Source organism: Microvirga subterranea, from assembly GCF_003350535.1.
Classification (GTDB): domain Bacteria; phylum Pseudomonadota; class Alphaproteobacteria; order Rhizobiales; family Beijerinckiaceae; genus Microvirga; species Microvirga subterranea.
Genome location: NZ_QQBB01000001.1, coordinates 974,238 through 1,000,883 on the forward strand (window position 1 = coordinate 974,238; position 26,646 = coordinate 1,000,883).

General features: G+C 62.9%; 26 protein-coding genes and 1 pseudogene. 15 read left to right on the forward strand and 12 right to left on the reverse strand.

Annotated features, from left to right (window positions below; translation table 11 throughout):
- The first annotated feature begins 133 nt into the window (after window positions 1-133).
- Both DES45_RS04565 and DES45_RS04570 read left to right on the forward strand, forming a co-directional pair.
- Window positions 134-1,891, forward strand: coding sequence for a PAS domain-containing protein (locus DES45_RS04565; protein WP_170151377.1), 1,758 nt, complete (start codon window positions 134-136; stop codon window positions 1,889-1,891).
- 128 nt (window positions 1,892-2,019) lie between these two features.
- A complete protein-coding gene (locus DES45_RS04570) occupies window positions 2,020-2,451 on the forward strand; it encodes an RNA polymerase sigma factor region1.1 domain-containing protein (RefSeq protein ID WP_170151378.1) in 432 nt (143 codons plus the stop codon).
- Between the two features lie 34 nt (window positions 2,452-2,485).
- Here DES45_RS04570 and DES45_RS04575 read toward each other — a convergent pair whose 3' ends face one another.
- The 6 genes from DES45_RS04575 to DES45_RS04600 all read right to left on the reverse strand — a co-directional run bounded on the left by DES45_RS04575 (window position 2,486) and on the right by DES45_RS04600 (window position 7,392).
- Window positions 2,486-3,040: a histidine phosphatase family protein gene (locus DES45_RS04575; RefSeq protein ID WP_114768748.1), complete on the reverse strand. Its 555-nt coding sequence runs from the start codon at window positions 3,038-3,040 to the stop codon at window positions 2,486-2,488.
- A gap of 81 nt (window positions 3,041-3,121) precedes the next feature.
- Window positions 3,122-3,523: a helix-turn-helix domain-containing protein gene (locus DES45_RS04580; RefSeq protein ID WP_114768749.1), complete on the reverse strand. Its 402-nt coding sequence runs from the start codon at window positions 3,521-3,523 to the stop codon at window positions 3,122-3,124.
- Window positions 3,524-3,754: 231 nt separating this feature from the next.
- Window positions 3,755-5,596 carry a dihydroxy-acid dehydratase gene (ilvD, locus tag DES45_RS04585; RefSeq protein ID WP_114768750.1) on the reverse strand — a complete coding sequence of 614 codons (1,842 nt, stop codon included), beginning with the start codon at window positions 5,594-5,596 and terminating at the stop codon, window positions 3,755-3,757.
- Window positions 5,597-5,806: 210 nt separating this feature from the next.
- On the reverse strand, window positions 5,807-6,103 hold the full coding sequence (locus DES45_RS04590) for a hypothetical protein (RefSeq protein ID WP_114768751.1): 297 nt from the start codon (window positions 6,101-6,103) through the stop codon (window positions 5,807-5,809).
- A 28-nt stretch (window positions 6,104-6,131) separates the two neighbouring features.
- A complete protein-coding gene (locus DES45_RS04595; protein ID WP_114768752.1) occupies window positions 6,132-6,911 on the reverse strand; it encodes a DUF72 domain-containing protein in 780 nt (259 codons plus the stop codon).
- Between the two features lies 1 nt (window position 6,912).
- Window positions 6,913-7,392, reverse strand: a complete 480-nt coding sequence (locus tag DES45_RS04600) for a YidB family protein (protein ID WP_114768753.1) — start codon at window positions 7,390-7,392, stop codon at window positions 6,913-6,915.
- A 272-nt stretch (window positions 7,393-7,664) separates the two neighbouring features.
- Between DES45_RS04600 and DES45_RS04605 the strand changes: the two genes are divergently transcribed.
- Window positions 7,665-9,113, forward strand: a complete 1,449-nt coding sequence (locus DES45_RS04605) for an aldehyde dehydrogenase (protein WP_210210183.1) — start codon at window positions 7,665-7,667, stop codon at window positions 9,111-9,113.
- A gap of 134 nt (window positions 9,114-9,247) precedes the next feature.
- Here DES45_RS04605 and DES45_RS04610 read toward each other — a convergent pair whose 3' ends face one another.
- The 3 genes from DES45_RS04610 to DES45_RS04620 all read right to left on the reverse strand — a co-directional run bounded on the left by DES45_RS04610 (window position 9,248) and on the right by DES45_RS04620 (window position 11,019).
- The gene (locus DES45_RS04610; protein WP_114768755.1) at window positions 9,248-9,754 is read right to left on the reverse strand and encodes a cytochrome b; all 507 of its coding nucleotides are present in this window, start codon (window positions 9,752-9,754) and stop codon (window positions 9,248-9,250) included.
- Window positions 9,755-10,042: 288 nt separating this feature from the next.
- Window positions 10,043-10,369: a DUF5335 family protein gene (locus DES45_RS04615; protein WP_114768756.1), complete on the reverse strand. Its 327-nt coding sequence runs from the start codon at window positions 10,367-10,369 to the stop codon at window positions 10,043-10,045.
- A gap of 41 nt (window positions 10,370-10,410) precedes the next feature.
- Window positions 10,411-11,019 (reverse strand): SagB/ThcOx family dehydrogenase, encoded by a 609-nt coding sequence (locus DES45_RS04620; protein ID WP_114768757.1) that lies wholly within the window; start codon window positions 11,017-11,019, stop codon window positions 10,411-10,413.
- A gap of 222 nt (window positions 11,020-11,241) precedes the next feature.
- Here DES45_RS04620 and DES45_RS04625 point away from each other — a divergent pair, with 222 nt between their 5' ends.
- Entirely contained in the window at window positions 11,242-11,478 is a 237-nt protein-coding gene (locus DES45_RS04625; protein WP_114768758.1) for a hypothetical protein, read from the forward strand.
- Window positions 11,479-11,480: 2 nt separating this feature from the next.
- Here DES45_RS04625 and DES45_RS04630 read toward each other — a convergent pair whose 3' ends face one another.
- The 3 genes from DES45_RS04630 to DES45_RS04640 all read right to left on the reverse strand — a co-directional run bounded on the left by DES45_RS04630 (window position 11,481) and on the right by DES45_RS04640 (window position 16,659).
- Window positions 11,481-11,876 (reverse strand): response regulator, encoded by a 396-nt coding sequence (locus tag DES45_RS04630; RefSeq protein WP_170151379.1) that lies wholly within the window; start codon window positions 11,874-11,876, stop codon window positions 11,481-11,483.
- A 31-nt stretch (window positions 11,877-11,907) separates the two neighbouring features.
- On the reverse strand, window positions 11,908-15,480 hold the full coding sequence (locus tag DES45_RS04635; protein WP_425374258.1) for a CheR family methyltransferase: 3,573 nt from the start codon (window positions 15,478-15,480) through the stop codon (window positions 11,908-11,910).
- A 150-nt stretch (window positions 15,481-15,630) separates the two neighbouring features.
- The gene (locus DES45_RS04640) at window positions 15,631-16,659 is read right to left on the reverse strand and encodes a chemotaxis protein CheB (RefSeq protein WP_114768761.1); all 1,029 of its coding nucleotides are present in this window, start codon (window positions 16,657-16,659) and stop codon (window positions 15,631-15,633) included.
- Between the two features lie 170 nt (window positions 16,660-16,829).
- On the opposite strand from DES45_RS04640, the gene DES45_RS04645 reads away from it, so the two are divergent.
- From DES45_RS04645 to DES45_RS04700, 11 genes and pseudogenes are all read left to right on the forward strand, one after another.
- Window positions 16,830-17,054 carry a hypothetical protein gene (locus tag DES45_RS04645; protein ID WP_114768762.1) on the forward strand — a complete coding sequence of 75 codons (225 nt, stop codon included), beginning with the start codon at window positions 16,830-16,832 and terminating at the stop codon, window positions 17,052-17,054.
- A 129-nt stretch (window positions 17,055-17,183) separates the two neighbouring features.
- Window positions 17,184-17,927 carry a Crp/Fnr family transcriptional regulator gene (locus tag DES45_RS04650; RefSeq protein WP_245429741.1) on the forward strand — a complete coding sequence of 248 codons (744 nt, stop codon included), beginning with the start codon at window positions 17,184-17,186 and terminating at the stop codon, window positions 17,925-17,927.
- Window positions 17,928-18,145: 218 nt separating this feature from the next.
- Window positions 18,146-18,403 (forward strand): Arm DNA-binding domain-containing protein, encoded by a 258-nt coding sequence (locus DES45_RS26195; RefSeq protein ID WP_342633500.1) that lies wholly within the window; start codon window positions 18,146-18,148, stop codon window positions 18,401-18,403.
- 62 nt (window positions 18,404-18,465) lie between these two features.
- Window positions 18,466-19,335: a tyrosine-type recombinase/integrase gene (locus DES45_RS04655; RefSeq protein ID WP_425374252.1), complete on the forward strand. Its 870-nt coding sequence runs from the start codon at window positions 18,466-18,468 to the stop codon at window positions 19,333-19,335.
- A 429-nt stretch (window positions 19,336-19,764) separates the two neighbouring features.
- Entirely contained in the window at window positions 19,765-20,163 is a 399-nt protein-coding gene (locus tag DES45_RS04665) for a hypothetical protein (protein WP_114768765.1), read from the forward strand.
- 72 nt (window positions 20,164-20,235) lie between these two features.
- On the forward strand, window positions 20,236-20,448 hold the full coding sequence (locus tag DES45_RS04670) for a MerR family transcriptional regulator (RefSeq protein ID WP_210210176.1): 213 nt from the start codon (window positions 20,236-20,238) through the stop codon (window positions 20,446-20,448).
- Window positions 20,449-20,596: 148 nt separating this feature from the next.
- Window positions 20,597-21,325, forward strand: a complete 729-nt coding sequence (locus DES45_RS24720) for a hypothetical protein (protein WP_147282343.1) — start codon at window positions 20,597-20,599, stop codon at window positions 21,323-21,325.
- Entirely contained in the window at window positions 21,326-23,098 is a 1,773-nt protein-coding gene (locus DES45_RS04680) for a DUF927 domain-containing protein (RefSeq protein WP_114768767.1), read from the forward strand. It begins immediately after the preceding gene.
- Between the two features lie 8 nt (window positions 23,099-23,106).
- Window positions 23,107-23,652, forward strand: coding sequence for a hypothetical protein (locus DES45_RS04685; RefSeq protein ID WP_114768768.1), 546 nt, complete (start codon window positions 23,107-23,109; stop codon window positions 23,650-23,652).
- Window positions 23,653-24,903: 1,251 nt separating this feature from the next.
- Window positions 24,904-25,953, forward strand: a complete 1,050-nt coding sequence (locus DES45_RS04695; protein ID WP_245429742.1) for a LacI family DNA-binding transcriptional regulator — start codon at window positions 24,904-24,906, stop codon at window positions 25,951-25,953.
- A 235-nt stretch (window positions 25,954-26,188) separates the two neighbouring features.
- A pseudogene (locus DES45_RS04700) lies at window positions 26,189-26,646 on the forward strand (iron ABC transporter permease); the annotation flags it as partial.

The window sequence follows — 26,646 nt, forward strand, 5'->3', positions numbered from 1 at the left end:
GGAGACAGCCTTCGAACCCTCGGCCTCCGCAACTTGGCCTGTTGGCGCCAGCCAGACCGCCATGCTGTTGCACCACTCCGAGCGGACGAAGATGTCCCTTGGTCCTCCGGCGACCTGGACACCGACGCTGCGGGTGCTCGTCGATCTCATCCTTGCCTCCCACCTTCCCATGGCGATCCTCTGGGGGGCAAACCTCGTCCTGATCTACAACGATGCCTATGCGCCGATCCTTGTCGATGAGCACCCCCGCATCTTGGGGCGACCGGCGCGCGAGCGGGAGCGCGAGGCGCTTCATATCAGCGACTCCACGGTCGACAGGGTGCTGAAGGGAGAAACCGTCTCCTTCACCGATCAGCTGATCCGCATTTCGCATCGTGGCGGCACCGTCGATGCCTGCTTCACGTTTTGCTACAGCCCAGTCAGAGATGAAACGGGGCGCATTGCCGGTCTGCTCGCGACCGCGGTCGAAACCATGGATCGGGAGAAGGCCGAGGCCGTCCTTCGGGAGAGTGAGGAGCGGTATCGTCAGCTCTCGGAGGCCCTGCCGCAGATCGTGTGGTCGAGTGATGCGGCGGGAAATGTCGATTTCTTCAATTCACGCTGGTTCGCCTATACCGGATTGCGCGACGAGGAGGGCTATTCCGCCGGGTGGGAGCGTGCCATTCATCCTGAGGATCGCGCCCGGGTGCTGAAGCTTTGGGGAGAAGCCCGCCGGTCCGGCAAGTCCTGCGAGATTGAGTATCGGCTGCGCCGAGCGGACGGTGTCTATCGCTGGCACCTCGACCGAGCGGTGCCTGTACAGGACAGCCGCGGGCAAGTCGTGCGCTGGTTCGGCACCTTCACCGATATCGATGATCGTAAACATGCAGAAGAGGCTTTGCGAGAAAGCGAGGAGCGGTTCCGTCAGTTCGCGGAAAACTCCTCTGCGGTCCTTTGGGTCCTCGATGTCGAAAGCATGACGCTTGAATACCTGAGCCCCTCCTTTCAACAGGTCTGGGGAGAGCCGCTCGATGTGGTGCCGCGCGACTTCTCGCATTGGATCCAATCCGTTCACCCGAACGACCGCGACGATGTCGTGGCCGCCCTGGCACGGGTGCGCCAGGAAGGCGAGGTGATCGTCAAAGAGTATCGCGTCATACGCCCCGACGGCACCGTGCGCTGGATCCAGAACACGGGCTTTCCGATCCTCGACGAGCATGGCACCGTGAAGAGAGTGGCCGGAATTGCTCAGGATGTCACGAGGCATAATGGGTCGATGGTGTACGTCGTCGACGGCGATCCGGTTGCGCGTCGCAGCCGCTCCCTGCTCTTCCAGGGAGCAGGATACCAGGTGAAGACTTTCTCTTCTGCGGAAGCCTTTCTTGAGGTCGCTCCGGTCCTCGTTCCCGGTTGCGTCATTCTCGACGTCAAAAGCCCCAACATGAGCGGTTTGATCCTCCCCAGGGAGCTGAAGGCGCGCAGGATCGGTTTGCCGGTCGTGGTGATCGGCGAGGCCCAGGGAGATGTATCGTTCGGCGTTCAGGCAATGAAGGCGGGAGCCGTCGACTTCCTCGACGTGCCACATGATGCCAGGCAACTCCTCGATGCAGTTGCGTCCGCGCTGGCAGGCATCCGTGACATCGCGGAACGAGATCAGGCCGCCGAACTCGCCAAGGCCCGGATCGCCGCCTTGTCCTCTCGCGAGCGCGAGGTGCTGGAGAGGTTGCTCGCCGGAGGCACGAACAAGACCATCGCGCGGGGCCTCGACATCAGCCCCCGCACGGTCGAGGCTCACCGCGCACGCATCATGGAGCGCCTTGGCGCGCAGAGCCTCCCTGAACTCGTTCAGATCGCGATGGCGGCTGGCCTGACACAAGGGATGCGTCCCTCCTCCAATGAAGGAGAGCGCTGAACCGTCCGGGCAACGTTCAGGTCCGCAAGGACGCAACGACTGCCCGTTCTTCCGCGTTGACCTGAGGCCAGAGTTCCCATTCTCTCGCAATGTCTCTCTTCCGGACTCGGTCAGCAGATGGTGTCCTCATGCAGCCGGCGATCGATCAAAACACACTGGAAAGTCTCATCGCTCTCGGACGCCAGAAGGGCAGCCTGACAAATCGGGATCTTGAGGCCGCGCTGCCTACCGGAGCCATGAGCGTCGAGGACATCGCGCTGGTGGTGTTGCAGCTCGAGGAGGCCGGCGTTCCGATCGACCTCGATGAGGACCTGTTGTCGCGAAGCCAGGGAGCAGTGGCGTCAAGGCCGCTCCAGAGCGCCGAGATCCTGCCCTTTCCGAAGCGCTCGGACGACCCTCCCAAGGCGCACCCGATGCAGGAGCTCTCTGCTGCCCTATCGCCAGCGCCGCAGACGCCTTCTGTCGCCGCAATTCCGAGCCGTCGTGCTCACTGGGCCGTGATCGGGAGCATTCTGATCGTTGTGCTGATCGCTCTTGCCATCCTGATTCTGAGGAATTGACAGCCGCGCGGAAGGTAGACGTCACGCCAAGATTTCAAGGGTTGATCCGTCCGACCACCTCGAAGCCGCCTGCAGAGGGGCGAAGGACCAGCACTTCGCCTTCGGCCGGGAAGATGGTCGTCAGGGCAGTGATGTTGACCTGATGCGTCACCAGCGCCAGGACGCCGGGTCCCTTCCAGTCACTCACCAGTTTGCCCACTTCACGGGTCTGTGCATCGTTCCTGCTCTGCTGGGAGAAGAAGGAATCAAGGGGTGGGTAGGGCTCGACCCGGTCACCGAATGCCAGCCTCGCGGTATCGAGGGCGCGGCACCAGCGGCTCGCGAGCACGCGCTCGACTCGGACACCTTGCGCCTCGAAGCGCTCACCGAGTTCTTGAGCTTGCTTCCGGCCTGCCGGAGAAAGATTTCTCTGGGACGAACAATCGTCCAATCGGAAACCGGCCGGATCGCCGGTGCCCGGCGCCCGCGCATGACGCAGGAGCGCCACCGTGCCGCCGTTTCGCAGAGCCTGCCATGCGGCATCGGATGCGATGCCCGGCTGAGCCCACCCCGTCATCATGGCCATGGTCAGGAAAAGAAGAAGACGCATGCAGGTCCCAAGGCTGATCAAATCGTCGACCAACCGAAGATAGGGCGCGCCGCGAACGTGTCTGCGGGGCGTCGGGACCTCTCAACTTTCCTCGGCGCGAGGTGCCGTGGCCGCAGCGCGGGCCATATCCACGAGGGCGCGGCGCATCGCCGGATTCTCGATCTTGAGAAAGGCACGTGCAAGCTCGATACCTTCCTTGCTGGTCAGCAGATCCTGAATTCCATACGGAGCGGCATCCGGCGTATCGCCGACGCTGCTTCGCTGCTCGAAGAAGAATGAGACCGGTACGCTCAGGGCGTCAGCAATGGCCTGAAGGCGAGCGGCACCGACGCGATTGGTGCCCTTTTCGTACTTCTGGATCTGCTGGAAAGTGATGCCGAGTATATCGCCCAGCTTCTCCTGGCTCATGCCGATGGCGGTGCGCTGCAAGCGAATGCGCGTTCCGATGAGCTTGTCGACAGGGCCCGTGGATTTTGTGACCATCTACTCATACTCCCCGTGAATTCGGTACGATCAAGAGTCGAGTTTGTCTACTGTCGGAACCGAGCGAGCACCCGAGCTCGTAGTTCTACTAGGCGACGGATCGGATGGTCCCGATTGAACTAGCGCGCCTCTTGGAACGACGTCGATCTCTTGGATGAAGACCAACGACATCGGCGTTGATATCCGCCGATGTCCAACGCGCGCTTCGAAAGACTGAACGGTGCAGGGTTTTCAGGGAACAACCCGAACCGCGCCCTTGGCCGCACTGGTCGTCAAGGCCGCGTAGGCCCGCAGGGCGGTTGAAACCTTGCGCTGACGCTCGGTTGCGGGCTTCCAGGCCTTGCTGCCGCGAGCCTCCATCGCGGCGCGGCGCTGAGCCAGATCCTCTTCCGGGACGGCAAGCCGGATCGTGCGGTTCGGGATGTCGATCTCGATGCGGTCGCCCTCTTCGACAAGGCCGATGATGCCGCCTTCGGCCGCCTCGGGCGAGACATGCCCGATCGAGAGGCCGGAGGTGCCGCCAGAGAAGCGTCCGTCCGTGATGAGAGCGCAGGCCTTGCCGAGGCCCTTCGACTTCAGGTAGCTCGTGGGATAGAGCATCTCCTGCATGCCGGGGCCGCCGCGCGGTCCTTCGTAGCGGATCACAACCACATCGCCCGCCTTCACGGCTCCGCCGAGGATCCCCTGCACGGCGGCATCCTGGCTTTCGAAAACCCGGGCCGGTCCGCTGAACACGAGAATGCTCTCGTCCACGCCCGCGGTCTTCACGATGCAGCCGTCCGCCGCGAGGTTGCCGGTCAGAACGGCAAGGCCGCCATCCTTGGAGAATGCATGCGTGGCGCTCCGAATGACGCCCTTCTGCCGATCGAGGTCGAGTTCCTCGTACCGGCGCTCCTGGCTGAAGGGCACGGTCGTGGGAACGCCGCCTGGAGCGGCTTGATAGAAATTCCGCACGGTTTCGCTGCCGGTGCGCTTCACGTCCCAGCGGTCGAGCGCGTCTCCGAGGCTCGTGGCATGGACGCTGCCGGCATCCCGGTGAAGGAGCCCCGCCCGGTCGAGCTCGCCGAGAATGCCCATGATGCCGCCCGCCCGATGCACATCCTCGATGTGCACGTCCGGCACGGCCGGCGCGACCTTGCACAGCACCGGCACGCGGCGCGAGAGCCGGTCGATGTCCTCCATGGTGAAGTCGATCTCGGCCTCATGAGCCGCCGCCAGCAGGTGCAGCACCGTGTTGGTGGAGCCACCCATGGCGATGTCGAGGGTCATGGCGTTTTCGAAGGCTTGGAACGTGGCGATGTTCCGCGGCAGCACCGAGGCATCGTCCTGTTCGTAGTAGCGCCGGACCAGATCGACGATCAGATGGCCGGCCTCGACGAAGAGGCGCTTGCGGTCCGCGTGGGTCGCCAGAACCGTGCCGTTGCCGGGAAGCGCGAGCCCCAGCGCCTCTGTCAGGCAGTTCATGGAATTGGCCGTGAACATGCCAGAGCAGGAGCCGCAGGTGGGACACGCTGAACGCTCGATGACCTTGACTTCTTCGTCGGTGACGGTGTCGTCCGCGGCCGCCACCATGGCGTCGACGAGATCGAGCTTCTTCAGCTTGCCGCGGAAATTGATCTTGCCGGCCTCCATCGGGCCGCCGGACACGAACACGACCGGGATGTTGAGGCGCAGAGAGGCCATCAGCATGCCGGGGGTGATCTTGTCGCAGTTCGAGATGCAGACGAGCCCGTCCACGCAATGGGCATTGGCCATGTACTCGACGGAGTCCGCGATGATCTCGCGGGAGGGCAGGCTGTAGAGCATGCCGTCATGGCCCATGGCGATCCCGTCGTCGACCGCGATGGTATTGAATTCCTTGGCGACTCCGCCCGCCTTCTCGATCTCCCGGGCGACGAGCTGGCCCAGATCCTTCAGGTGCACGTGTCCGGGCACGAATTGGGTGAAGGAGTTGACGACGGCGATGATCGGCTTGCCGAAATCCTCGTCCTTCATGCCCGTCGCCCGCCAGAGCCCTCGGGCGCCTGCCATGTTGCGGCCATGGGTCGAGGTGCGGGAGCGATACTGGGGCATGGGACAAAAAACCTGCTGAAGCGTGAGGGTGCAACATGCCTACACCGGCCGGGCAGGCGCTTTCAAGCACAGGATTGACGCGCTTCAGGGAGGACCCACCTCAGGAAGACGGAGCTTCCTCGGAGGCTTACGGGCTGATTTGGATGCTTCCTGCATCCTTCGTCGAGGGAGCGGCAGGCGCGTTCTGCCGCGCGCCTGCCGCCGGACCGGTCAGGAGTCGGAGTCGTCGGGCTCGGTCACGTCCACCAGGAACATGATCATGGGGCCCTCGTCTTCTTCGCCCTCTTCCTCATCCTCTTCGAAATCCGCCTCTTCGAACTCCTCGATCTCGGCCTCGGAGGCCGGACGGACGCTGAGCGTGGCAAATCCGTCCCAGAGGGGAGCGCCTTCGCTCTCGAGAGCCTTCAGATCCTCCTTGAACTCCTCGCTCATGAAGAGTTCGCGAGCCTCGTCCGCTTCGGCATTCGTTACGGCAATGGGCTTGTCGCTGATGGTCAATGTGAACATGGCTCAACCTTTCGGGGGATAAGAGACTTTAGATTGACGCTTGGGGTGCGCTTTCAAGGGCCGCCCGCGAGGCTTCCGCCAGCTCCCTAGCCGCCAGAGCATCGCCGGTCGCCGCGAAGGCTGCGGTGTTGTCGAAGATGCACCACGTCTCGGCGCCGTTGGCCACCTCATTCGCGAGCCTGGAGGCAATACCCACAAGACTTTCTGCATCGTAGGGCGAGTAATAGATCCTCGGTGACCCGTGCAGCCGGAAATAGGCCAGGCCTCTCCAGCCACCCGGCTCCGCTGCGCCCGGGACCGGCGCGGGATCGGCGACCACGCGCGCGATCCGCAATCGGTCGAGCAATGCATCGACGTCCGGCGTGAACCAGGTCGCGTGGCGGGGCTCACAGACGATGTCGCCCGCAACCCGCTCCCGCAACTGCTCGAGGAACGTATCCGCCACGCCATGCAGGAATGCCAGACTTGGAGGGAGCTGAACCAGCAAGGGGCCAACCTTGCGGCCGAGCCCGTCGACGTCCGCCAGGAAGCGGTCCAACTCCCCGCCGCATTCCTTCAGCCGTCGCTCGTGAGTGATCGCTTTTGGAATCTTGACGGCGAACTGGAAGCCCTCCGGCACCGATGCCGCCCAGCGCTCGTAGGTCGCTTTGCGGTGGGGGCGGTAGAACGACGAGTTGATCTCGACGGCATTGAAGACCGCACCGTAGCGTTCCAGGTGTGAACCGGCAGCCGGGAAGGAGGCGGCATTCGCCTTCGGGATGCTCCATCCCGCAGTGCCGATTCTGATCGAGGCAGGAAGACCCGTCACATCAGCGGGAGGCGAAATCCTGCTCCGTCGGCAGCCGGCCCTCCGGCGTATGCTCGTCGACCGCGCGGGGCAGGTCCCGGGACAGTCGGGCGAGGATCTCCTCCCGCGACAGTCCGGTCTGCTGCGTCAGGCTCGCAAGAACATCCGGTCCGATTGCCTGTTCGAGCTGCTGAGGAGCGACCTCCTTGTTGGGACCACGCCCGACCCAGGAATCGGCGACGTCGCCCTGTCCGCTCTGGCGGAACTGCTCCACCAGCTCGCCAAGCCCGCCGCTCAGCAGTCCGCCCGCGCCTGCTCCTCCGAGATTGCCGAGCAGGCCTCCGAGGCCCCCCAAGCTGCCTTGCTGGCCGGTCGTTCCAGGCATGCCCGTTCCGCCTCCGCCCTGGCCGCGGAGCAACTCCGCGAGCTTGTCCCGATTCTGGTAGCCGGCAACGGCAAGAAGCCCCAAGAGGGCAGTCATGGAGGGAAATCCGCGGCTCATATCGATGCTCCTGGTTTGCCACATGAACCGCCATCGCGCCGAAACGGTTCCGAACGGCCCGCGCGGCCTGTCCTTATGCGCTGCCCGGGATCTGACCCCGCGGCATGGACTTGTCCGCGCCTGACCTCCGGCCGCCCATCGGACGGCGACAGGTTCCAGGAGGAATACCGACGTGCTTATGGAGCGTCTGGAGCAGCCGGTGTGAATCTGTCATTTCTTCATTCCATCGGACGCAACATCAGCCATCGGCGAAACCGGAGCATCGTGCCATGTTGGACATCAATCTTCTCATCGACCACCGTGACGTCGCTGCCACCGGCGGCGCCACGTTCGAGCGCCGGGACCCGATTACGGGTGAGGTCGCCAGTCGGGCTTCGGCGGCCACGCCGGCCGATGCCCGGTCGGCTGCGGATGCGGCAGCCGCGGCCTTCCCGGCCTGGTCGAAGCTCGGTCCCAATGCCAGGCGGGCCGTCCTGCTGAAGGCGGCCGATCTCCTGGAAGGGCGGGCCGGGGAGTTCGTGAACCTCATGGCAGCGGAAATCGGCGCCACGGCGGGATGGGCACAGTTCAACGTGAAGCTGGCCGCCGGCATGCTGCGCGAGGCTGCCTCCCTGACGACGCAGATCACGGGCGAGATCATTCCCTCGGACAAGCCGGGCTGCGTCGCCATGGCCGTGCGGCAGCCGGCAGGCGTCGTGCTCGGCATCGCGCCATGGAATGCCCCGGTGATCCTCGGCGTGCGTGCCATCGCGACGCCGCTTGCCTGCGGCAACACGGTCGTGCTGAAGGCCTCCGAGATCTGCCCCGGCACCCACCGCCTCATCGGCAGCGTCCTGCAGGAGGCTGGACTGCCGGCGGGCGCGATCAACGTCGTCACCAATGCGCCCGAGAACGCCCCAGAGGTGATCGAGGCCCTCATCGCCCATCCGGCCGTGCGTCGGATCAACTTCACGGGCTCGACCAGGGTCGGGCGCCTCATCGCCGAAACGGCGGCGCGCAACCTCAAGCCCGTGCTTCTGGAACTCGGCGGCAAGGCGTCCCTGGTGGTTCTCGACGATGCGGACCTCGATGCGGCCGTTGCGGCGGCGGCCTTCGGGGCCTTCATGAACCAGGGGCAGATCTGCATGTCGACCGAGCGGATCGTCGTCGACAATGCCGTTGCGGACGACTTCGTGGCGAAGCTCGCCGCAAAGGCCGAATCCCTCCAGGCCGGCAATCCGCGGCATGGCAATTTCGCTCTCGGATCCCTGGTCGGCGTCGAGGCGGCCGAACGGATCGGCGGCCTTGTGAACGATGCGGTGTCGAAGGGGGCCAAGCTCGTCGCCGGCGGCAAGGTTGACGGCACGGTCATGTCGGCGACGGTGCTGGATCACGTGACGCCGGCGATGCGCCTCTACGGCGAGGAATCCTTCGGCCCGGTCGTCTGCGTCCTACGCACCTCCGGGGTGGAGGAGGCCGTCCGGATCGCGAATGATACGGAATATGGATTGTCGGCCGCCGTGTTCGGCCGCGACGTGACCCGCGCGCTCGATGTCGCCAACCGGATCGAGTCGGGCATCTGCCATATCAACGGGCCGACCGTGCACGACGAGGCCCAGATGCCCTTCGGCGGCGTGAAGGCGAGCGGCTACGGCCGGTTCGGTGGAAAGGCCGGGATCAACGAGTTCACAGAACTCCGTTGGATCACGATCGAAACCGGCCCGCAGCATTATCCCATCTAAAGCATCGATCCCGAAAGCGGACTTGCACTTTCGGGATCGATCCGATGCATTCTCGTCAGGTCCGGGACGGCGCATCCTGTTCGCCGAGGCCACGTGAGGGCGGCGGGTGCGCCGTCCTCCGGAGGGGCTGAACCTCAGACGGGATTCATCCGCTCCAACGTCCCGTCTCGGAGCACGAACTGGTGCCACAGGGCAATCATGGCATGGAGGCCGGACAGGAGCAGGATCAGCGTGCCTCCCGTCTCGTGAATTTCCGCGATCATGCCCGGGGAGCCCTGAACGGGGGCCGCGATGGCCGGCAGCGATATGCCGAAGAAGGACACCGGCACCCCCATCCGCGATGCGGCATACCAGCCGGTGATCGGGAGGCCGATCATGAACGCGTAAAGCACGGCGTGGCCCGCCTGCGTCAGCAGGTTGAGCCAAGGGCCCTGAGGATTCTCGACGCGAGGGGCGCCGCCGAGCCCGCGGGCGATCAGCCGAGGGACGACCAGCATCAGAACTGCGAGGCCGATCCCGAAATGCAGGAGAGGCGGGTTGAGACGGACCTGCCGTCCACCTTCGGACGTGAACCATGCCGCCAGGATCAGGAGGGCCGTGAGCCAGTGAATGGCGATCAAAACTCTGGAATACCGCCTCATGAACGGCCATCCTTCCGTTGATGGATCTGTCAGCAATACGCCGAGACTTTTCGGTCACAATAAGTCCGACTGTGGGAGATGGATTTGCGCTGCATCAAATCGAGGGAGCGAAGCTGAGCAGATGGGCGCGAGGATCGGGGAAACCCGGCAAGACCTTCTCGTTTAGCTCTTCCCTCTCGGGCCCAAAACATCATCGACCGGCTTGGCGCTTCCATTCAGGGCGCACCCGGAGCAGATGTCGTCCTCCGCATGTCCGAGCCGGGAGACCGCCCCGCGAGGCAACTGGCGTCACATCACGATGGGCTGCTCCAGCTGGACGATGTGCTTGTTGCCCTCTCCGTCCAGAATCGAGAGACTCTCGATGCCCGTCCGACCTTCCTGAACATGCAGTTCGACGGGCGCACGGATCAGATGGTCGAGACCCTCAAGGGCGATTTCGAGCACGCGATCCTTCGGGTCGTAGGCGACTCCGAGGAGCCTGATGCCCTCGGCCTGGATCTGGCTGCCGAGCTTGAGGGACGTGATCCTTACGTCCGCCCGCCTTTCGGTGATGGTCTTCGAGACTTCATCGAGATAGCGGCGCCAATCGGCCGGATCGATCATTTTCGTGGACATGCTTCAGGCCTTCCATTGATGCCGAGGGATAGGCATTGCTCTCAAGACGCCGGATACCCGACGGTTTGAGCCAGGATGACGCGCTGTTCGGGGCGAAGCCCCATTTTGAGTGCCAGGGCCCGGCGATCGAGGAGCCCGCGCGCGACCGTCGCGAGACCGGCGGATGCGCAGAACAGATAAACGTTCTGAGCGATGAACCCTGTGTCGAGGGCCGAGTAGAACCGCCGTTCGTTGCGATCCGACGATCCCTGCATCCGAGCCAGATCCGCCACATAGACCAGGTTGACGGGAGCCGGTTCCACGAAGTCCTGCAGTCCCGTCAGGGAGCGAACGTCCTCCCGCAGGATCCACTCGAGGTGGGAATGGTGGGGGCTGAAGAGGAACAGGCCGCGGGCCAGCGCGACATAGATGTCGATCTCCTGCCAGTTGCGCGCCGACGGAGCGGTTCGGTGGCCGTCCCGCCGATTGATGCCGCAGGCAGCCCAGAGCAGGTCGGACAAGAGCAGGAGGTCGAGCGGCTGAGGAGAAAACTCACGGGACGATCTGCGGGCGCCGAGTGCCTCCAAGAGCGGACGACCGCCGGATCGGGTGGGGAGCGGCAGACCGATCGGTTCACCGATGGCAGCCGGAGGCTGGTCAAGACTTGCCATGAGGCACCCTTGCGCGGGGCAGCGGCGAATTGTCGACGCTCCACGATGCGCCCGTCGATCCGGCCCGCATTGACTAATGTCAGAGATCCGCGGCGGTCCAGCATCAGTCGCTATTGTCCATCGCCCGCATCGAAGGTCTCACCGGATATCACGGCAGAATTGACACAACGCAAGGCGGGCCTCTCGGAGCGGTGCTCGCGTGCAAAATGCGAGGATACCGCGATGCGCAAGGATTTCACCCTCCCGGACCTGCAGAGCAAGCTCGACCTTTTGGAGAGCGGCGGGCAGTTCCAAGTTTTACGCGTCGACATCGAGCGCCTGTTCGGGATGAACGACGTGGCTCGGGCCCGGCTCTTGCTCTTTGCGCAGGGGCATGGCTGCCTGGCGATCGAAACCGACACCGGAGTGACGTTCCGCAGGGACGCTGAAGTCCGGGCAACGAGCCTCGGATCGAGCTGAGGTCAATGCCGCCTGTCGGAAGGTCGCTTATCCTCCCGTAACTCGGGACCCTGGTTCGAGGGGCGATGACAGACTTCTTCCACGGCGTGGAGAAGCCGCTCGATATGGAACGGCTTTTCCAGGTGCGCGCCGCCCTCCAGGTCCTTCGGCACGACGGACGTGACATAGCCGGTCGTATAGATGAACGGCACGTGGCGCCGGCGGAGGGTCCGGGCCACTTCGAAGCCGCTTTCGCCGCGCAGGTTGATATCCAGGACCGCGCAGGTGAGGCGTTCGCTTGCCGCCAGCGGCAATGCCTTGTCGAGGCTCGGAACAGGGCCGACCACATCGGCTCCGCAGCTCTCGAGCGCCCGACAGATGTCGTCGGCGATGTAGTATTCGTCCTCGACCAGGAGCACCCGACAGCCTGTCAGGTCGGGCTTCTCGCTTTTATGATGTCCGCTCGATCCCATGATCCTTGCCTCCCGGCTCGGGTTGATCCGCGTTCCGCTTGAAATCCTGGACCACCGTTTTTCCGTTGAATGGCAGTTCGATGGTGCAGCGGATGCCATCCGGCATGAAATCGAGCGCTGTTCCCGCATCGAGCTCATAGGGGAGGGTGCGCTGAATGAGCTCCGTTCCGAAGCCCTTCCGGCGCGGGGTGCTGTCGGCGGCGTGAACGCCGTTCTCACGCCATTCCAGAACGAGCTTCCGGTCTCCGTCGCCGCCGTCGATCCGCCAGGTCACGTCGATGTGTCCGCCGCTCTCGGAGAGTGCGCCGTACTTGACCGCGTTGGTTGCGAGCTCATGCACGGCGAGCCCCAGCGTCTCCGCAACCTCGGCCCTGAGACGCACGGGCGGCCCGTCGACCTGTGCCTTTTCATCATCGCGCACGGTATGGGCCAGCAGTTCCTCCCTCACGAGCTCCTCGAGCTCGACCCCGTTATCGGCTGCACGGGTCGCCATGGTCTGGGTGCGGGCGAAGGAATCGATCCGCCCCTCCAGATGCATGGCATAGTCCTCGACGGATTCGCTGTTGGCGGCGGTGCGCCGTGCGATCGAGCGCACCACGGCCAGGGTGTTGCGGACACGGTGCTGCAGTTCGGCCAGAAGGAGCTTGGTGTGCTTCTCGCTTTCGCGCAGAGCCTCTTCGGCGCGGACGCGCTCCGTCAGGTCGATCGTGACGGCGATCCCGCCGATCACGTTGCCGCTCGCGTCCCGATAGGCGCTGACGCTGTTGCGGACCCACACGACCCCGCCATCCGGGCGCGTGTGGCGCTTCTCGATGACGAACGGCTCGCCGCCCGCCAGCGCCTGCTCCAGCTGAGGCTTGTTGCGGGCCCAATCCCCCGGATGGGTCAATTCCCCGACCGTCCGGCCGAGGAGCTGCTCCCTGGAGCGCCCCACGATGCCGCAGTAGCGATCGTTGACGTAGATCACCTTCATGTCCCGGTCGGTCATCGCGATGCCGACCTCCGCCTGCTCCGCCATGGCGCGGAAGCGCTCCTCACTCTCGCGCAACGCCTGTTGAGCCCGGGTGAGCGGAGTGACGTTCATGAAGGTGACGACCGCGCCGCCGATATAATTGTCGATGCTTCTGTACGGCAGCACCCGCACCATGTAGCGCGTGCCATTCGCGTGATCCTCGATTTCCCGGTCAGCGCTTCCGAGGGTCCGGACGACGCGCCGCACGTCCTCCTGCAATTCGTCATAGGTGACCCGCGACTTGATGTGGGTGATCGGCCGTCCGATGTCGGTCTCGACCAGATGGAAAATCTCGGTGACGGCGGGGGTGTAATTCATGACCCGCATGTCATTGTCGAGGAAGATCGTCGCGATCTGGGTGCTTTCGAGCAGGTTCTTCAGGTCGCTGTTGGCACGGCCCAGCTCCTGAACCCGATGCGCAAGCTCGCCGTTGACGGTCGTCAGCTCCTCATTGACGGACTGGAGCTCTTCCTTCGAGGTCTCGAGCTCCTCGTTGGCGGATTGCAGCTCCTCGTTCAGGGACTGGTATTCCTCGTTCGAGGACTTCAGCTCTTCGTTGGTGCTCTCGAGCTCCTCGATGGTCGCCTGGAGCCGTTCTCTCGTGACGCGCAGCTCGGTTTCGAGGCGCTGGACGTGCTCGTCGCGCAGGAAGGTGTTCCCCGTCTTCCCGTCGGCTTCATGCTCGGGGAGAGCGCCTCCCTCCTTGAAGAGCACGACGAAGCCCAGCGGAGCATTCGGCTGGTCCCGCACGGGTTCGATGATGATGTCGACGGCGAGGCGCTTTCCGTTCGACCCCATCACCAATCCGTCGATCTGGACCGTCCGGTTTTCCTCCGCGGCCTTCGTCAGGGCAGCGCGCAGATCCAGGCGCAGGTCGGCATGAATGAGGTTGAGGAGGTTCAGGGTCGCCGCACCCCCGGCCGGCTCGATGTAGCGGCCCGTCCTGCCCGAGAAATGCACGACGTCGAATTCCTCGTCGATCAACACATAGGCTGGGGCATAGCGCTCTGCGATGGTTTCCGCCTTGCGGGCCATGCCGGCCTCGATCCGGCGGGGACGCAGGGGCGGAGTCCCGTCGGCCGGCCTGCGGTCAACCGCCGTGAACGGGAACTCGGGAAGAACCCGGGCCGTAGTCTCGAGCCGTTGGAAGATGCGGAAGCCGCGGTCGATCGGTGCGAAGAGCTTGGTGTGCCGGGAGATGTTCTCGGAATTCCCCAGGAACAGGTAGCCGCCCGGCCGCAGGGCGAAGTGGAAGAGGGGAATCATCCGGTCCTGGAGATCGGCATTCAGGTAAATCAGGAGATTGCGGCACGAGATCATGTCGAGCCGGGAGAACGGCGCATCCTTGATCACGCTGTGCTGCGAGAAGATGCACATCTCCCGCAGCTCTTTGACCACGCAGTAGGTGTTGCCCTCCTTGACGAACCATCGGGCCAGCCGTTCCGGCGAGACATCCTTCGTGATGGCCTCCGTGTAGCGCCCGACCCGGGCCGAGGCGAGGGCGCGGCCGTCGATGTCGGTCGCGAAGATCTGGACGTGCGGCACGGAATCGAGCTTCGCCATGTGCTCGCGCAGCAGGATGCCGATGGAATAGGCCTCCTCGCCCGTGGAGCAGCCGAGGACCCATATCCGCAAGTTGTCGTTGCGGGTTTTGCCTTCGAACAGGTGGGGAATGACCTGGCTTTCGAGGAGCTCGAACTCCCGCCGGTCCCGGAAAAACTGGGTCACTCCGATCAGCAGGTCGTTGAAGAGGTTCTGCGGCTCGTCGGCGTGCGTCCGCAGCACCTCGATGTAATCGTCGATGGTGGCGGCCTGCATGACCTGCTTGCGGCGCTGGACACGGCGGAGGAAGGTGTTCGGCTTGTAACCATGGAAGTCATGGCCGGTCTTGTTGCGCAGGACGGTCGCGATTGTTGCGAGCGCATGCGAGATCTCGGCCGTCTCGGCCTCACCGCTGGAGGCTTCACGGTAGCGTGCCAGGTGCTTTGCATAAAGCGCGACGCGCTGCGCCAACTGCTCCGCCGGCAGAACGAAGTCGGCAAGGGCGGACGGGTTGTGGTTGGCCGCCAGACCTTCCGCAGAGACGCCGCCGGTCTCCTCCGCGAGCGTCAGCCCTCCGGCTTCCTTGATGGCCGTGACGCCCAGCGTTCCGTTGCCGTTCGTGCCGGCGAAGATGATGCCGATCGTCTTTTCCTGGTTCTTGGCAGCCGAAACGAAGAAGCTGTCGATCGTCCCGCGTTCGCCGGGCGCCTCCTTGGCCGGGGAGCTCCGGAAGTGGCCGTCCTCCAGAGACAGGATCGTATTGGGGGCGGACCAGTAGATCCGGCCCGGCTCGACCTTCGCCCCGTCCGAGGCCGGTGTCAGCTCACGCCCGTGCGTTGCCAGGACCTGCCTGAAGCGCTCGTCGTCGAGCGACTCCCGGTGCTGAAAGACGAGAACGACCGTCATGGTCCGGTCGGGCTGCAGTTCGGCGAGGAAACGCTCCACCGGGCTCGTATTCGAGCCCGAGGCTCCGATCGCAACGATCAAGTTCCCGATACCCTCTGCCGATCCGCCGTCCCGAGCAGCCTCGGACGGGGGTTTCTTGTTGCTCTTCTTGTCGTCGGCCAATGTGAAAATCCCTGCTCACGAGGGGGTTTGCCATACTAACGCGAATTGCACCATCGCCAAGCTAGAGCAGTGCGAACCCTAGCCGTCGGGGGCCTGCCCGTCCTCGTCGAAGCGTGGGTCCGTGGACGCGATCGACTGCAACACGGCCCGGCGAAGGACGTCCGCATAAAGCCGGTATTCGAGGGCGCGCGCCTCGTACATATCCGCCACGGCCTTGCGGCCGCTCTTCCGCCCGTCCTTGGCCATGCGGGAGACCAGCTCGGCTCGCTCCTCGATGATCCGCAGGGCGATCCGCAGCGCCTCGTCGATCGTGTTCTCCTGCTCCTTGGCGACGACTTCGGCCGTCAACGCATGGCCGACCTGACAGCGGAAGCGGAGCGGCTTCGCATCCCGAACGGTGGAGAGGACGCCGCTGCAGGACGGGCAGGTGAGGGCGGAAGGATCCGCGAATTTCGTCAAAATTTCGCTGTCGACCCGTTCGCCGGCCGCGATGTCCACCTCGAGGCGGATCTCGGGCGGGATCGGGACGCCGGGCCCGGGCGCCTCGCGGGCAAGGTCGGACAGCACGTCGCCGATTCGAGCGCTGGGGATCGTGAGGTCGACCGTGACCGCCTCCAGGGCACTCCGGGGCATCTCGTCCGCAATCGTATCGGCCGGATCCTGGACGATGGCGACGCCGCCGCAGCGCTTGACCGCCTCCAGCCCCGAGGCGCCGTCATTGAGGAGGCCGCTCAGCACCACGCCGATCACCCGAGAGCCGTAGGCGGCTGCGGCCGAGCGGAACAGGGGGTCGATGGCAGGCCGGGCCATGTTTTCGCGCGGTCCGCGGCCGAGCTTGATTCGACCCTCCGTCAGAATGAGATGGTGATCGGGGACGGCCAGATAGACGTTGCCGGGCTTGATTTCCATGCCGTCCACGGCCGGATGAACGGGCAGCGGGCCCGCAGCCGCCGCCACCGTCGCGAGAATGCCCGTACTCCGGGCAGGAATGTGCAGCACGATGAATACGGCGGCAGGAAGATCGGCCGGGAGCGAGCCCAGGATCGTCTTGAGAGGGGAGGTTGCTCCCGAAGACCCGCCTATGACGATGATGTCGCGATTGCTCATGAGACTCTTTCGGTCAGGTCTCGCCGGAGTGTGAACCCAAGGGGGGGGGAAGTGTTCCTCCCAGGGCCGGGGGTTGGCCCCAGACCAAGGCGTGGCAGGAACCCGAACGTCACCACGGCGTCGGCTCTCTGAGACCTGAGATATTGTTCACCGCTGCTCCGAGGACTGCCATGATGGACCCAGAGATGGAAAGACAGCATCTTGCCGAGGCGGAACGGGATATTGCCGAAGGCGAGCGGCGGATCACCAACCAGCTCTGCCTGATCGAGCAGATGCGTCGGGACGGCCACGACGTCACCGAGGCCGAGAAATTGCTCGATCTCCTCCGAAAGACCCTGGATGCTTGGTATGGACACCGAGACGCCATCCTGCAGAATTTGGAACGCCGCCCATAATGGGAGATGGTGGTCGGGGCGGCGCTGCGGCACGACGCGTGAGCCGGATCGATTGCCTGGACCCGTCCTCGGCCCGACTGGCCGCCGCTGGAGGCAGCGGGACTGGAAGCGCCTATGAGGAGCGATGCCTTGCACGGACAGGTTCAGCCGCACCCGCTGCTCCGGAAGCTCGAGAGCATTGCCGATCTGTCCGACGAGGAGAGGCAGGCCATTCTGGCCCTGCCGATGAATGTCAGGGTGTTCGAGGCGAAATCCGACATCGTGCGGGACGCGGACCGCCCCTCTGACTGCGCTCTCGTCCTCGACGGCTTCGTGTGCCGGTACAAGATCCTGCCGGACGGCAGGCGGCAGATCATGGGGTTCTACATTCCGGGCGACATCCCGGACCTGCAGAGCCTCCACCTTCAGGTCATGGATCACAGCGTCGGCACCCTGGTCAGGAGCAGCATCGCCACGATCCCGCACCAGAATCTCAGGGAACTCATGCGGCACCACCCCGGCTTGGCGGAGATTTTCTGGCGGGACTCCCTGATCGATGCCGCCATGTTTCGCGAGTGGATGATCGGCATGGGCCGCCGGACCGCGTTTCAGCGCACCGCCCATCTCCTGTGCGAGCTTCACGTGCGTCTGCGGGCCGTCGGCCTTGCCGGGGCGGACGGCTACGAGCTCCCGGTCACCCAGAACGAACTCGGCGACGCCCTAGGCCTGTCGACCGTCCATGTGAACCGTGTCCTCCAGGATCTGCGGAGCGAGGGGCTGATCGTTCTGAGAGGCGGATCCTTGAGCATTCCGGACTGGGAGGCCCTCAAGATCACGGCCGAGTTCGATTCCGCCTATTTGCACCTGAAGGCGCTAGCACGCGACGTGGGCTGACGGAGCAGCAGAGGGTGATCGTTCGCGAGAAGGGCGACGGCTGGGAAATGGCGGAGAGGGGGTCCGTCATACCACGGTTCCGTGATGTTCGTTGGCGTTCGCAAGATTGTTGATTTGTAAGCTATTTTAACCATTCGTGGGCTGGTGCAGTTCGCCGAAATCCGCCACAATCCGGCATCGTTGTTGGGGCCGATGTTGGGGCCTACTGAGATACGAGCATGGCGCGAACCACCAGCAGGCTTTCCGCACGAGCCGTAGCGACCCTCAAGAAGCCAGGTAGACACGCCGATGGCGGTGGCCTCTACCTTGCGATCTCCTCAGACGGGTCACGGCGTCGATGGGTGTTTCTGTTTCGCTGGAAAGAACCCGGCCAAGCTGGTGCTGGCAGGCTCAGGGAAATGGGCCTTGGCAGCGCCAATACCGTCTCAGCTTGGCGCGAGCCCGCGAACTGGCTGCCGAGGCCCGGGTTCACCTAGCGGAAGGACGTAACCCACTAACAGTTCGCGCTGTTGAGAAGGTGATCCCGACATTTGGGGAAATGGCCGATGAGGTCGTGACAGCCCTTGAGACCGGATGGCGCAACCCCAAGCACCGGGATCAATGGCGAATGACCCTTACCACCTACTGCGAGCCCATGCGATCCGTGTCCGTCGATGCAGTCACCACAGAACATGTGCTCGATATCCTAAAACCGCTCTGGAACAAGGTCCCCGAGACCGCTTCCCGCCTGAGAGGCCGGATTGAGAAGGTGCTCGATGCAGCAAAGGCTAAAGGCTACCGAACAGGTGAAAACCCCGCTCGCTGGCGCGGGCATCTCGATCATCTTCTCCCGAAACGGCAAAAGCTCACCCGTGGGCATCATAAGGCGCTGCCATATAACGATGTCCCAGCTCTTATAGCTCGCCTGCGCCAGACCAGCTCGGTGAGTGCGCTCTGTTTGGAGTTCACAATCCTAACGGCGGCGCGCAGTGGTGAGGCAATGGGTGCCTGCTGGGAGGAGTTTGATCTGGAGAGGGGTGTCTGGACCGATCCCAAGGAGCGGATGAAGGCTGGCCGCGAGCATCGGGTGCCGCTTTCCCATCGTGCCAAGCAGATCCTCGGGATAATGGCCGAGATCCGGACAGGCGATCTCGTGTTTCCTGGTCAGAAACGAGATCGCCCATTGTCCACCATGGCTCTGGAGATGGTCCTGCGGCGGATGAAGGCGGACGTGACGGTTCATGGCTTCCGCTCGGCATTCCGCGACTGGGCGGCCGAGCAAACCAGCGTACCTCGTGAAGTGGCGGAGGCAGCATTAGCGCACGTGCTCGAGAACAAGGTCGAGGCAGCGTACCGCAGGTCGGATCTGTTTGAGAAGCGTCGAGGCCTGATGGAGCAGTGGGCTCAGCATTGTGAGGAAGGGTGCTAGTCCCGCTGCCGGTATCCGCATTAGCAGGATGACTATGGAGAAAAGACGTTGGAGCCTTGTCGTTACGAGCTGACACCGGAGATTTCGAGGGCGCTCATTTCGGTCCTAAACACTAAGAAAGCCAAGGTTTTTCATGAGGAGGAGCGCCAGCGAAACTTCCTCATGATGGTCGAATTTATCCTTAGCGAGGTCGAGCGAACCGCAGGGGTATACCCGGATCAAAAAGCGCTCACTCTGCGCCAGATGCAGTCACAATTGAGAAGACTTCGGCGCACTCTCAACCGATTGAGCCCTGATGACAGCAAGGGGCTATCTATCAACTTTTGGAACGTAGCCGAGCGACAGCGGAGGAACCATCCCAGAGCGATCTAGAAGACGGCAGAGTCTCCTCGGTTCCGGGCACTCGGAAAAAAGAAGCTTCGATTGCGGATGGACAAGGAAGGGCTCCGCGAGGCTTCACTCGGTAAAGCCGAAAAGGCCGTGATAGGCGGTATCTCTGGCTGGGGGCACTTCCACCCCGATGAGATGCTGTCGATGCTGGATGAAGCCGTCGATGATCTCATCGCGATGCGGGCTCTCAGCCCCGCCAACCGCCAGTTTCCCGGACAGACGAGGAAGGGTAGGGCCTTAGTTCGCGGGTTGGTACGCCCTTTCCATGCCGCTTTTGGTGAACTCCCGGCGGCCGCGCCGGAAGGCGTCTTCGGGTCAGTTGTGAATGAGCTCCTTACGAAGCTTGGTGAACCGACAGTAGGCCAAGATGCCCTCTACACAATCATAAGTGAGCAAATCTCGGGGTTTAAGGGTATGAAAAGTTCAAAACCCCTTTAGACCGATCCGTCCAAACTTGGTTGTCTCCGAACGTCACTGCCCGCCGATGGGCGCAGACAAGTGGAGGTAATCATGAAGCTCGCTACGCCAACTGATCTGGAGCCGCTTGTGGTTCCGATCAACGAAGGCCGCCGTCTCGCCGGAAACATCGGCCGCACGAAGTTCTATGAACTCATCAACGATGGGAAAGTGAGGACGGTCACAATCGGCCGCCGTCGCCTCGTATTCGTAGCTTCCATTCGCGAGTTGCTGGAGGGCAGCCGAGTCCTGCCCGATCAGCTTTGACGACATTTCCCGATAAACTTACCGATCAACTTCCCTTTGACGTGTGTGATGTGTGGCCTCGCGGCAGACGCGACCCCGGACCCACGTCAAAGGAAACCCCGCCACGAGTGGCACCTCGCGCGGGGCATGAGCTTCAAGGAATGTGGTTATGTTAATCATCGATCGTACGAAGCACAAGTGCGTCTCGTGTCCGCTGAATGCCTCCGAGCGCTCTCTTGCCGATTACGTGCGCGATCCGATCACTGCATCGGAGCCTCACTTCAATAACCCGCGCCTAATTTCAAAAAGTTACGATCAACGCCAACGCCGCTCTTTCTGCCACAGCTCAGACTATGTCGAAGGCATCTGGGCATCTTGCCGGAATGTACCAGGCTTCATCGTAGCGGAACTTGAGCGCAAGGGTATTAACCGAAAGACGCTCAGGAAGGTGCCCATCCGCCGTGCAAATATTGTGTGGTGCGGCGCCAATCAGTTCGAGTTCGGGGCGAAGGGTCGTTCGCCCTGGATTCACGAGAACGAGCAGGTCTTTGTCATCCTAGTCCGTGATACCTTCGGCCATGCCGTGGACATCGTGGCCTGGGATCCCGAGACGAATCATCTCGGTACCTGGCTTGGCGTCGCCTACGCTCTGGGACAGGCTTCTGTGCTCACTGGACACCTGTCTGTCGGACTGCCTGTCCATCGCACACCCTTGAACTATCTACGTGCCGCCGGCAAAGGCATCGTCATCCTCAACGCCAGCACGGCTCGCAGCTACTTGATTGATGCGGGCCCACTGATCGCCGAGGATGCAAAGCACCGTCGCGAGCTGACTACAGCGCTCGCGCAGCCCCTTCCACGCATTGTCGTCGCGCCCGCGACTTCGAAGGAGGGCTAAATGAACGCGCCAGTCACATCATTCACGACCGTAGCGAATCTTGCGACAAGGACATCGGACTATGCCCTTGTCGCGCCAGCGGGCTTCGCCATGGATAACAAGGGTCTTTGGCACAGCAAGAGCGAGGGCAATCAAGCGGAAAAAATCGCCGATCCCTTCGTGGTACGCGGCCTCGCACGCGACCCGAAAGGGCATGGCTGGGGCATCGTTCTAGAGTGGAAGGACCACGATCGTATCTCTCGTCGGTGGATTATCTCTCAAGCAAATCTGATTGGTGGGGGGGCGGACGTATTCCGCCCTCTCGTTCATGCGGTCCTGCGGATCTCGCCCAAAGCCCCCCACATCAGACTGCTGAAGGAGTTCTTCCTCGGGCTCACCTGCAATATGCGCGTGCGTCTGGTGAAGCAGGCCGGCTGGTACGGCCGTGCCTTCGTTCTACCCACGATCACAATCGGCAATACCGACGGCGAGCAGGTCATGTTCGACGGTAGCGCAGAAGCGGCCCGCTATGGCTCCGAAGGCTCGCTGGAGGATTGGAACAGTACCGTAGCAGCCATGTGTGCAGGCAACACCCGTGCGGTCTTTGCCTGCTCTGTTGCTTTCGCCGGCCCGCTCAATGACCTGCTGCAGGAGGAGGGTGGTGGGTTCCACTTCGTAGGCTCCTCCAGCGTCGGCAAGACCACGCTGCTCACGGCAGCGGGAAGTGCTTTCGGTGGCGGCGGCCGGATGGGCTATGCTCATTCTTGGCATGCTACGGAGAACGGCCTCGAAAGCATTGCCCGGGCTCATTCCGGCACTCTTCTGGTGCTGGATGAGATGGGGCAGGCGGATAACCGTTCGATCGGCAACACCGTCTATATGCTGATCAACGGCTCTGGCCGAGCACGCGCGACCCGCAACGCGGAGCTGAAGGGCCAGGCAAGCTGGCGCATCATGCTGTTGTCTTCAGGTGAGGTCACTCTGGCGAACAAGATTGCCGAGGGCGGACGTCACCCCCGGGCTGGTCAGCTCGCACGCATGGTGGATGTTCCCGCGGATGCGGGCCAGGGCTACGGTGCATACGAGGACACCAAGGGCATGGATCCGGCAGTGTTCTCGGAGGAGCTCAAGAACGCGGCCTTGCGCACCTATGGCACGGCAGGCCCCGCATTCATCCAGGGGCTAGCTGGTGATCCGACAGCAGTCGAACGAGCGGCTCGTATTCGGATCCGGGAAATCACCCGCAGGCTTCTTGACGGCATTGCGCCCTCAGACGGGCAAGCTCACCGTGTCGCAGCCCGCTTTGCACTGGTAGCCGTAGCGGGCGAACTTGCTCAGGAAATCCTCGACCTGCCATGGGCTGAAGGTGCAGCAGAGCACGCTGCTCTTGTGTGCTTCAATGCCTGGCGTGAAGCTCGTGGTGGGGAAGGACCGGGCGAGCTTGTGGCTGCGATGGAGGCACTCCGTGCCACCATCCAGAGCCATGGCGAGAGCCGGTTCCGCAACCTCGAGCCGATCGCTTCGACAGATCCCTCAGTCCCCATGCAGCATGGCGCAATCTATGACCTGCTGGGCTACCGCTTTACGCATAATGGCGAGCTGATGTGGGGATTCACGGCCACTGGCTGGAAGAAGGTGGTCGGCAGTGTCGGCCAACCTTCCACGGTCGCGAAGCTGCTGGCGGAGAATGGCGTTCTCGTCACCAGCGCTGATCCGGCCTGCCGGCTGTCCAAGCGCATCGACGGCCGCCCTCAGAACCTAATCGCTGTGAAGGCGAGTGCTCTCGAGGATTAGGAGACATAATGGCACCGAACATTCTGAGGCTCCGCGCCTACTTAGACCGGATAACGACCAGCATCTCGGCAGAGAAATGCTGTGACGCTTGTGACGCTGTGATGCCAGGCAGCACAAGCACTTACCCGTCACGCGGTGTTGATGCGTTTGTGACGCCAGCGTCAGCTTCTGAGTATTCGCACGTTGCGGATGGGCAGACTGAGGACGGGGCAACTGTTGCCGATGTCCTTGATGAGCGCACGGCGATGGCTTTGGAAGGCGGGGTTTCTCCCGCCTTCGCCCGTCTGTTTGCTGCCCTGCAGGTTGTTCGTCCTGCCAGTGTGGACGAGATCCAGTGGCGCCAAGCCATCGACGATGTAGGTATATTCCTTGACACCTGGGGCAGTGCGGCCGAGCGCATGGGCTGGACGGCTCACGATGTCATAGGCCCGCAGTTCACGCCCGCGTCATTGGCGTGGCTCCTCAATGGCGCTTCTGTCATCAGCCTCACGCCAACACATGCCCGTCTCTCTGACGGACGCACCTTCGCCCGCCCCAGTGATGGGAGGACCTAAATGTGACATCGCTCAACAGAAAAGGCGGATGGCCTCGTCTGCTGCTTTAGTGGAGCGTCAAACCGGATGCTTCCCGCAGGAGGCATAAGCGGCTTTCGTACCCGTTGCATTGCGGATCGAAATGTATGGTTTGCCAGGAAATTTAGGATTGGAGGCCGAAGAAATGGCAAGATCGGGTGGCGGGCGTCCGATTGTCGAAAACACTATCACTCTTGATGTCCGGCATCTCGCACGCGCCGGCCTTGCAGCAGGCCCTCCGCAGTCCGGCAATCTGCAGTGGACCTGGGCGAATAGCAAACAACCAGCCTGCTATGCCCCATACCAAGCCGCCTTCAGAGGGGACACTGGTACCCTGCACTTGGTCAGCATCACGGTCTTCGACCCCTTCGGGCAGCCTATGCAGATCGAAGGACAGACCATTCACTTGGCGGCGACCTCTCCACCCTTCGGTGGCCGCCGGTGGTGGTTTATTTGCCCTTCAACAGCACGGCGGGTGATGAAGTTGCATCTGCCATATGGCGCGCGGGTTTTCGCGTCGCGGCAGGCTTACCGGTTGGGCTATGCTGTGCAGCGGGAGAGCGCTCTTAATCAAGCCCGCCGGAGGACCCGCAAGGCACGAGCGCGGATCGGCGGGAGCCCGAACCTGACAGAGAGGCTGCCCTGGAAGCCGAAGTGGATGCGCTGGACAACCTATTGGCGGCATGTTGACGCCTGCCAGAAAGCGGAAAGCCAGATGCTGACGTATCTCATTACAGACACAGAGAAGATGTTGGGGCGGCCTCTCACACCTTGAACCAACGGAAGGCTCGTTAGCCCGTTCGAAATCCTTCAGTCGATAGCCGGAGGAGAGATGACTCAGGTACCGGTTTCAGGACTGTCACAGACATCACATCCCATGGAGCAAGCTAACTCGTTGCGAACATTGAAGTCACAGCGTCACAAACGTCACATGCAAAACGGGCTCCGCACGCATCATATAGATAGGGCATGAGGTACGAGTGTACGGATTGTCCAGCGGGCCTTTGGTCTCTTTCTCAGCCCATTGCGAACCTTTATATCGCCGCGCTGCGGGCCGAGTTTGACCCTGAACGGACCTTCAGCGTATGCAAACTTCACAGTGCGAGCTACCGTCCCAACTGCTTGCTTAAGCTGAACACGTGTGCATAGCTACATCAGGTCGGGGCAAATCCGTGTTTCTCACACAGCTCATCGAACCTATGCAGAGCATCTATGGACGCGGAGCGAGTTCCTATGGTGGCGTCTTCTGATCGTGAAGACCAGCTGAAACGCGACCGCGCAACGCGCAACTTCGTGACAGCAGAAGACGTAGCCCGCCTTGCTGGCGTCTCTCGGTCTGCTGTGTCCCGCACGTTCACGCCGGGAGCCAGCGTCTCAGCCGATGTCAGGCATCGGGTTCAGGAGGCGGCCAGAACCCTGGGATATCGGGTCAACCGCTTGGCTCGAAGCCTGATCAGCGACCAGTCTAATCTCGTCGGTGTCGTCGGCGCCAACCTGTCCATGCCGTTCATGGCGCGCCAGCTCGATGAATTGAGCCGTGCCCTCCTCAAGCGGGGCCTCCAGTGCCTGCTCCTGAACGCCGCCGAGGCGGAACAGGGGGTCGCGCCGCTGATCGAGCTGATCCTTGAGTTCCGGGTCAGGGCCATCGTGGTAATGTCGGGCTCGCCGCCCTCGTCCATCATCGACGAATGCATGGCCAACGGCGTACGGGTGATCCTGGTCAACCGGCAGGACACGGACACCGAGGCGGATACGATCATCAGCGATGATCTCGGAGGGGCTCGCATCGCGGCCGAACGGCTTCTCCAGGCCGGCTGCAGACGCATCGGAGTCGTCGGCAGCGGGGCTCGCACGCCGACCCAGATCCGCCGACGCGTCGCCTTCACGGACTGCATCGAAGAAGCCGGAATCAAGCCTGCCGTCTGGGCCTCGGGCGAGACCGCCTACGAGACCGGCATGGCGGCCGCCAAAGGCCTGCTGGGCTCCCATGACCTCGACGGTGTCTTCTGCGTCACCGATCTCCTGGCGCTCGGTTTCCTGGATGGCGCACACGGAACGGGGCGCCGCATTCCCGAAGATCTATCCGTCATCGGCTTCGACGATATTCCGCAGTCGGCCTGGGCTCCCTACCGCCTGACCACCGTACGGCAGTCGATGAGCGATTTGACTGGGTCCGTGCTGGCGACCATTGAGCGGGAGATGCACGGGAAGGCAATATCCCTCGTGCATGAGGTCCTTCCGGTCGAGCTCGTCGAACGGGCGACCGTCCGCTCCTCCACCTGATCCGATTGTCAATTGTCTTGTCCAGAATGGCTCTTGCAAGCTTTGCACACGTGTGCAAAGCTCCCATGACTTCATCTTCTCAGATCGTCGCGTGGCCCATTCTGGCCGCTCACGGACAGGAGTGAGGGGCGTGAACTGACTGCCCTCCGGCCATGCCGGACGAGAGCATCCAAACGTCAGCCGCAGGTGGGAAACGCTTTTGAGCCGGCATCCGGCTCGGAAAGGACATGACGGAATGACAAGTTCGGCGGCGCCAGCTCAGACCTCATCGAAGGGATCTTCCGCACGAGCCGTCCTGGGTCATCTCCGGCACTTCTTCACCCAGCCCGAACGCCTCCTGGGCATCCTACTCGCCGTCATGCTAGGGGCGCTGGTTCTCGTGCCGCTGTTCGAGCTGATCCGGGAGACCCTCACCGTACAGCCCTATGACCGCGCCTATCTGCCGAAGGCGCAACCGGGTGAGTTCACGCTCTTTCACTACGAGCGTGTCTTCGCCGGCCGCCTCTCCTGGGCAATCTTCTACAAGCCCTTCTTCAACTCTTTGGTCACGGCCTTCGCCGCCACCGCCATCTGCCTCACCCTAGGTGCGGGCCTCGCTTGGCTGATCGTGCGGACGAACATTCCATTCCGGAATTTTCTGCACACACTTGTAATGATCCCGTACATGCTCCCGTCCTGGGTGATGGCGCTGGC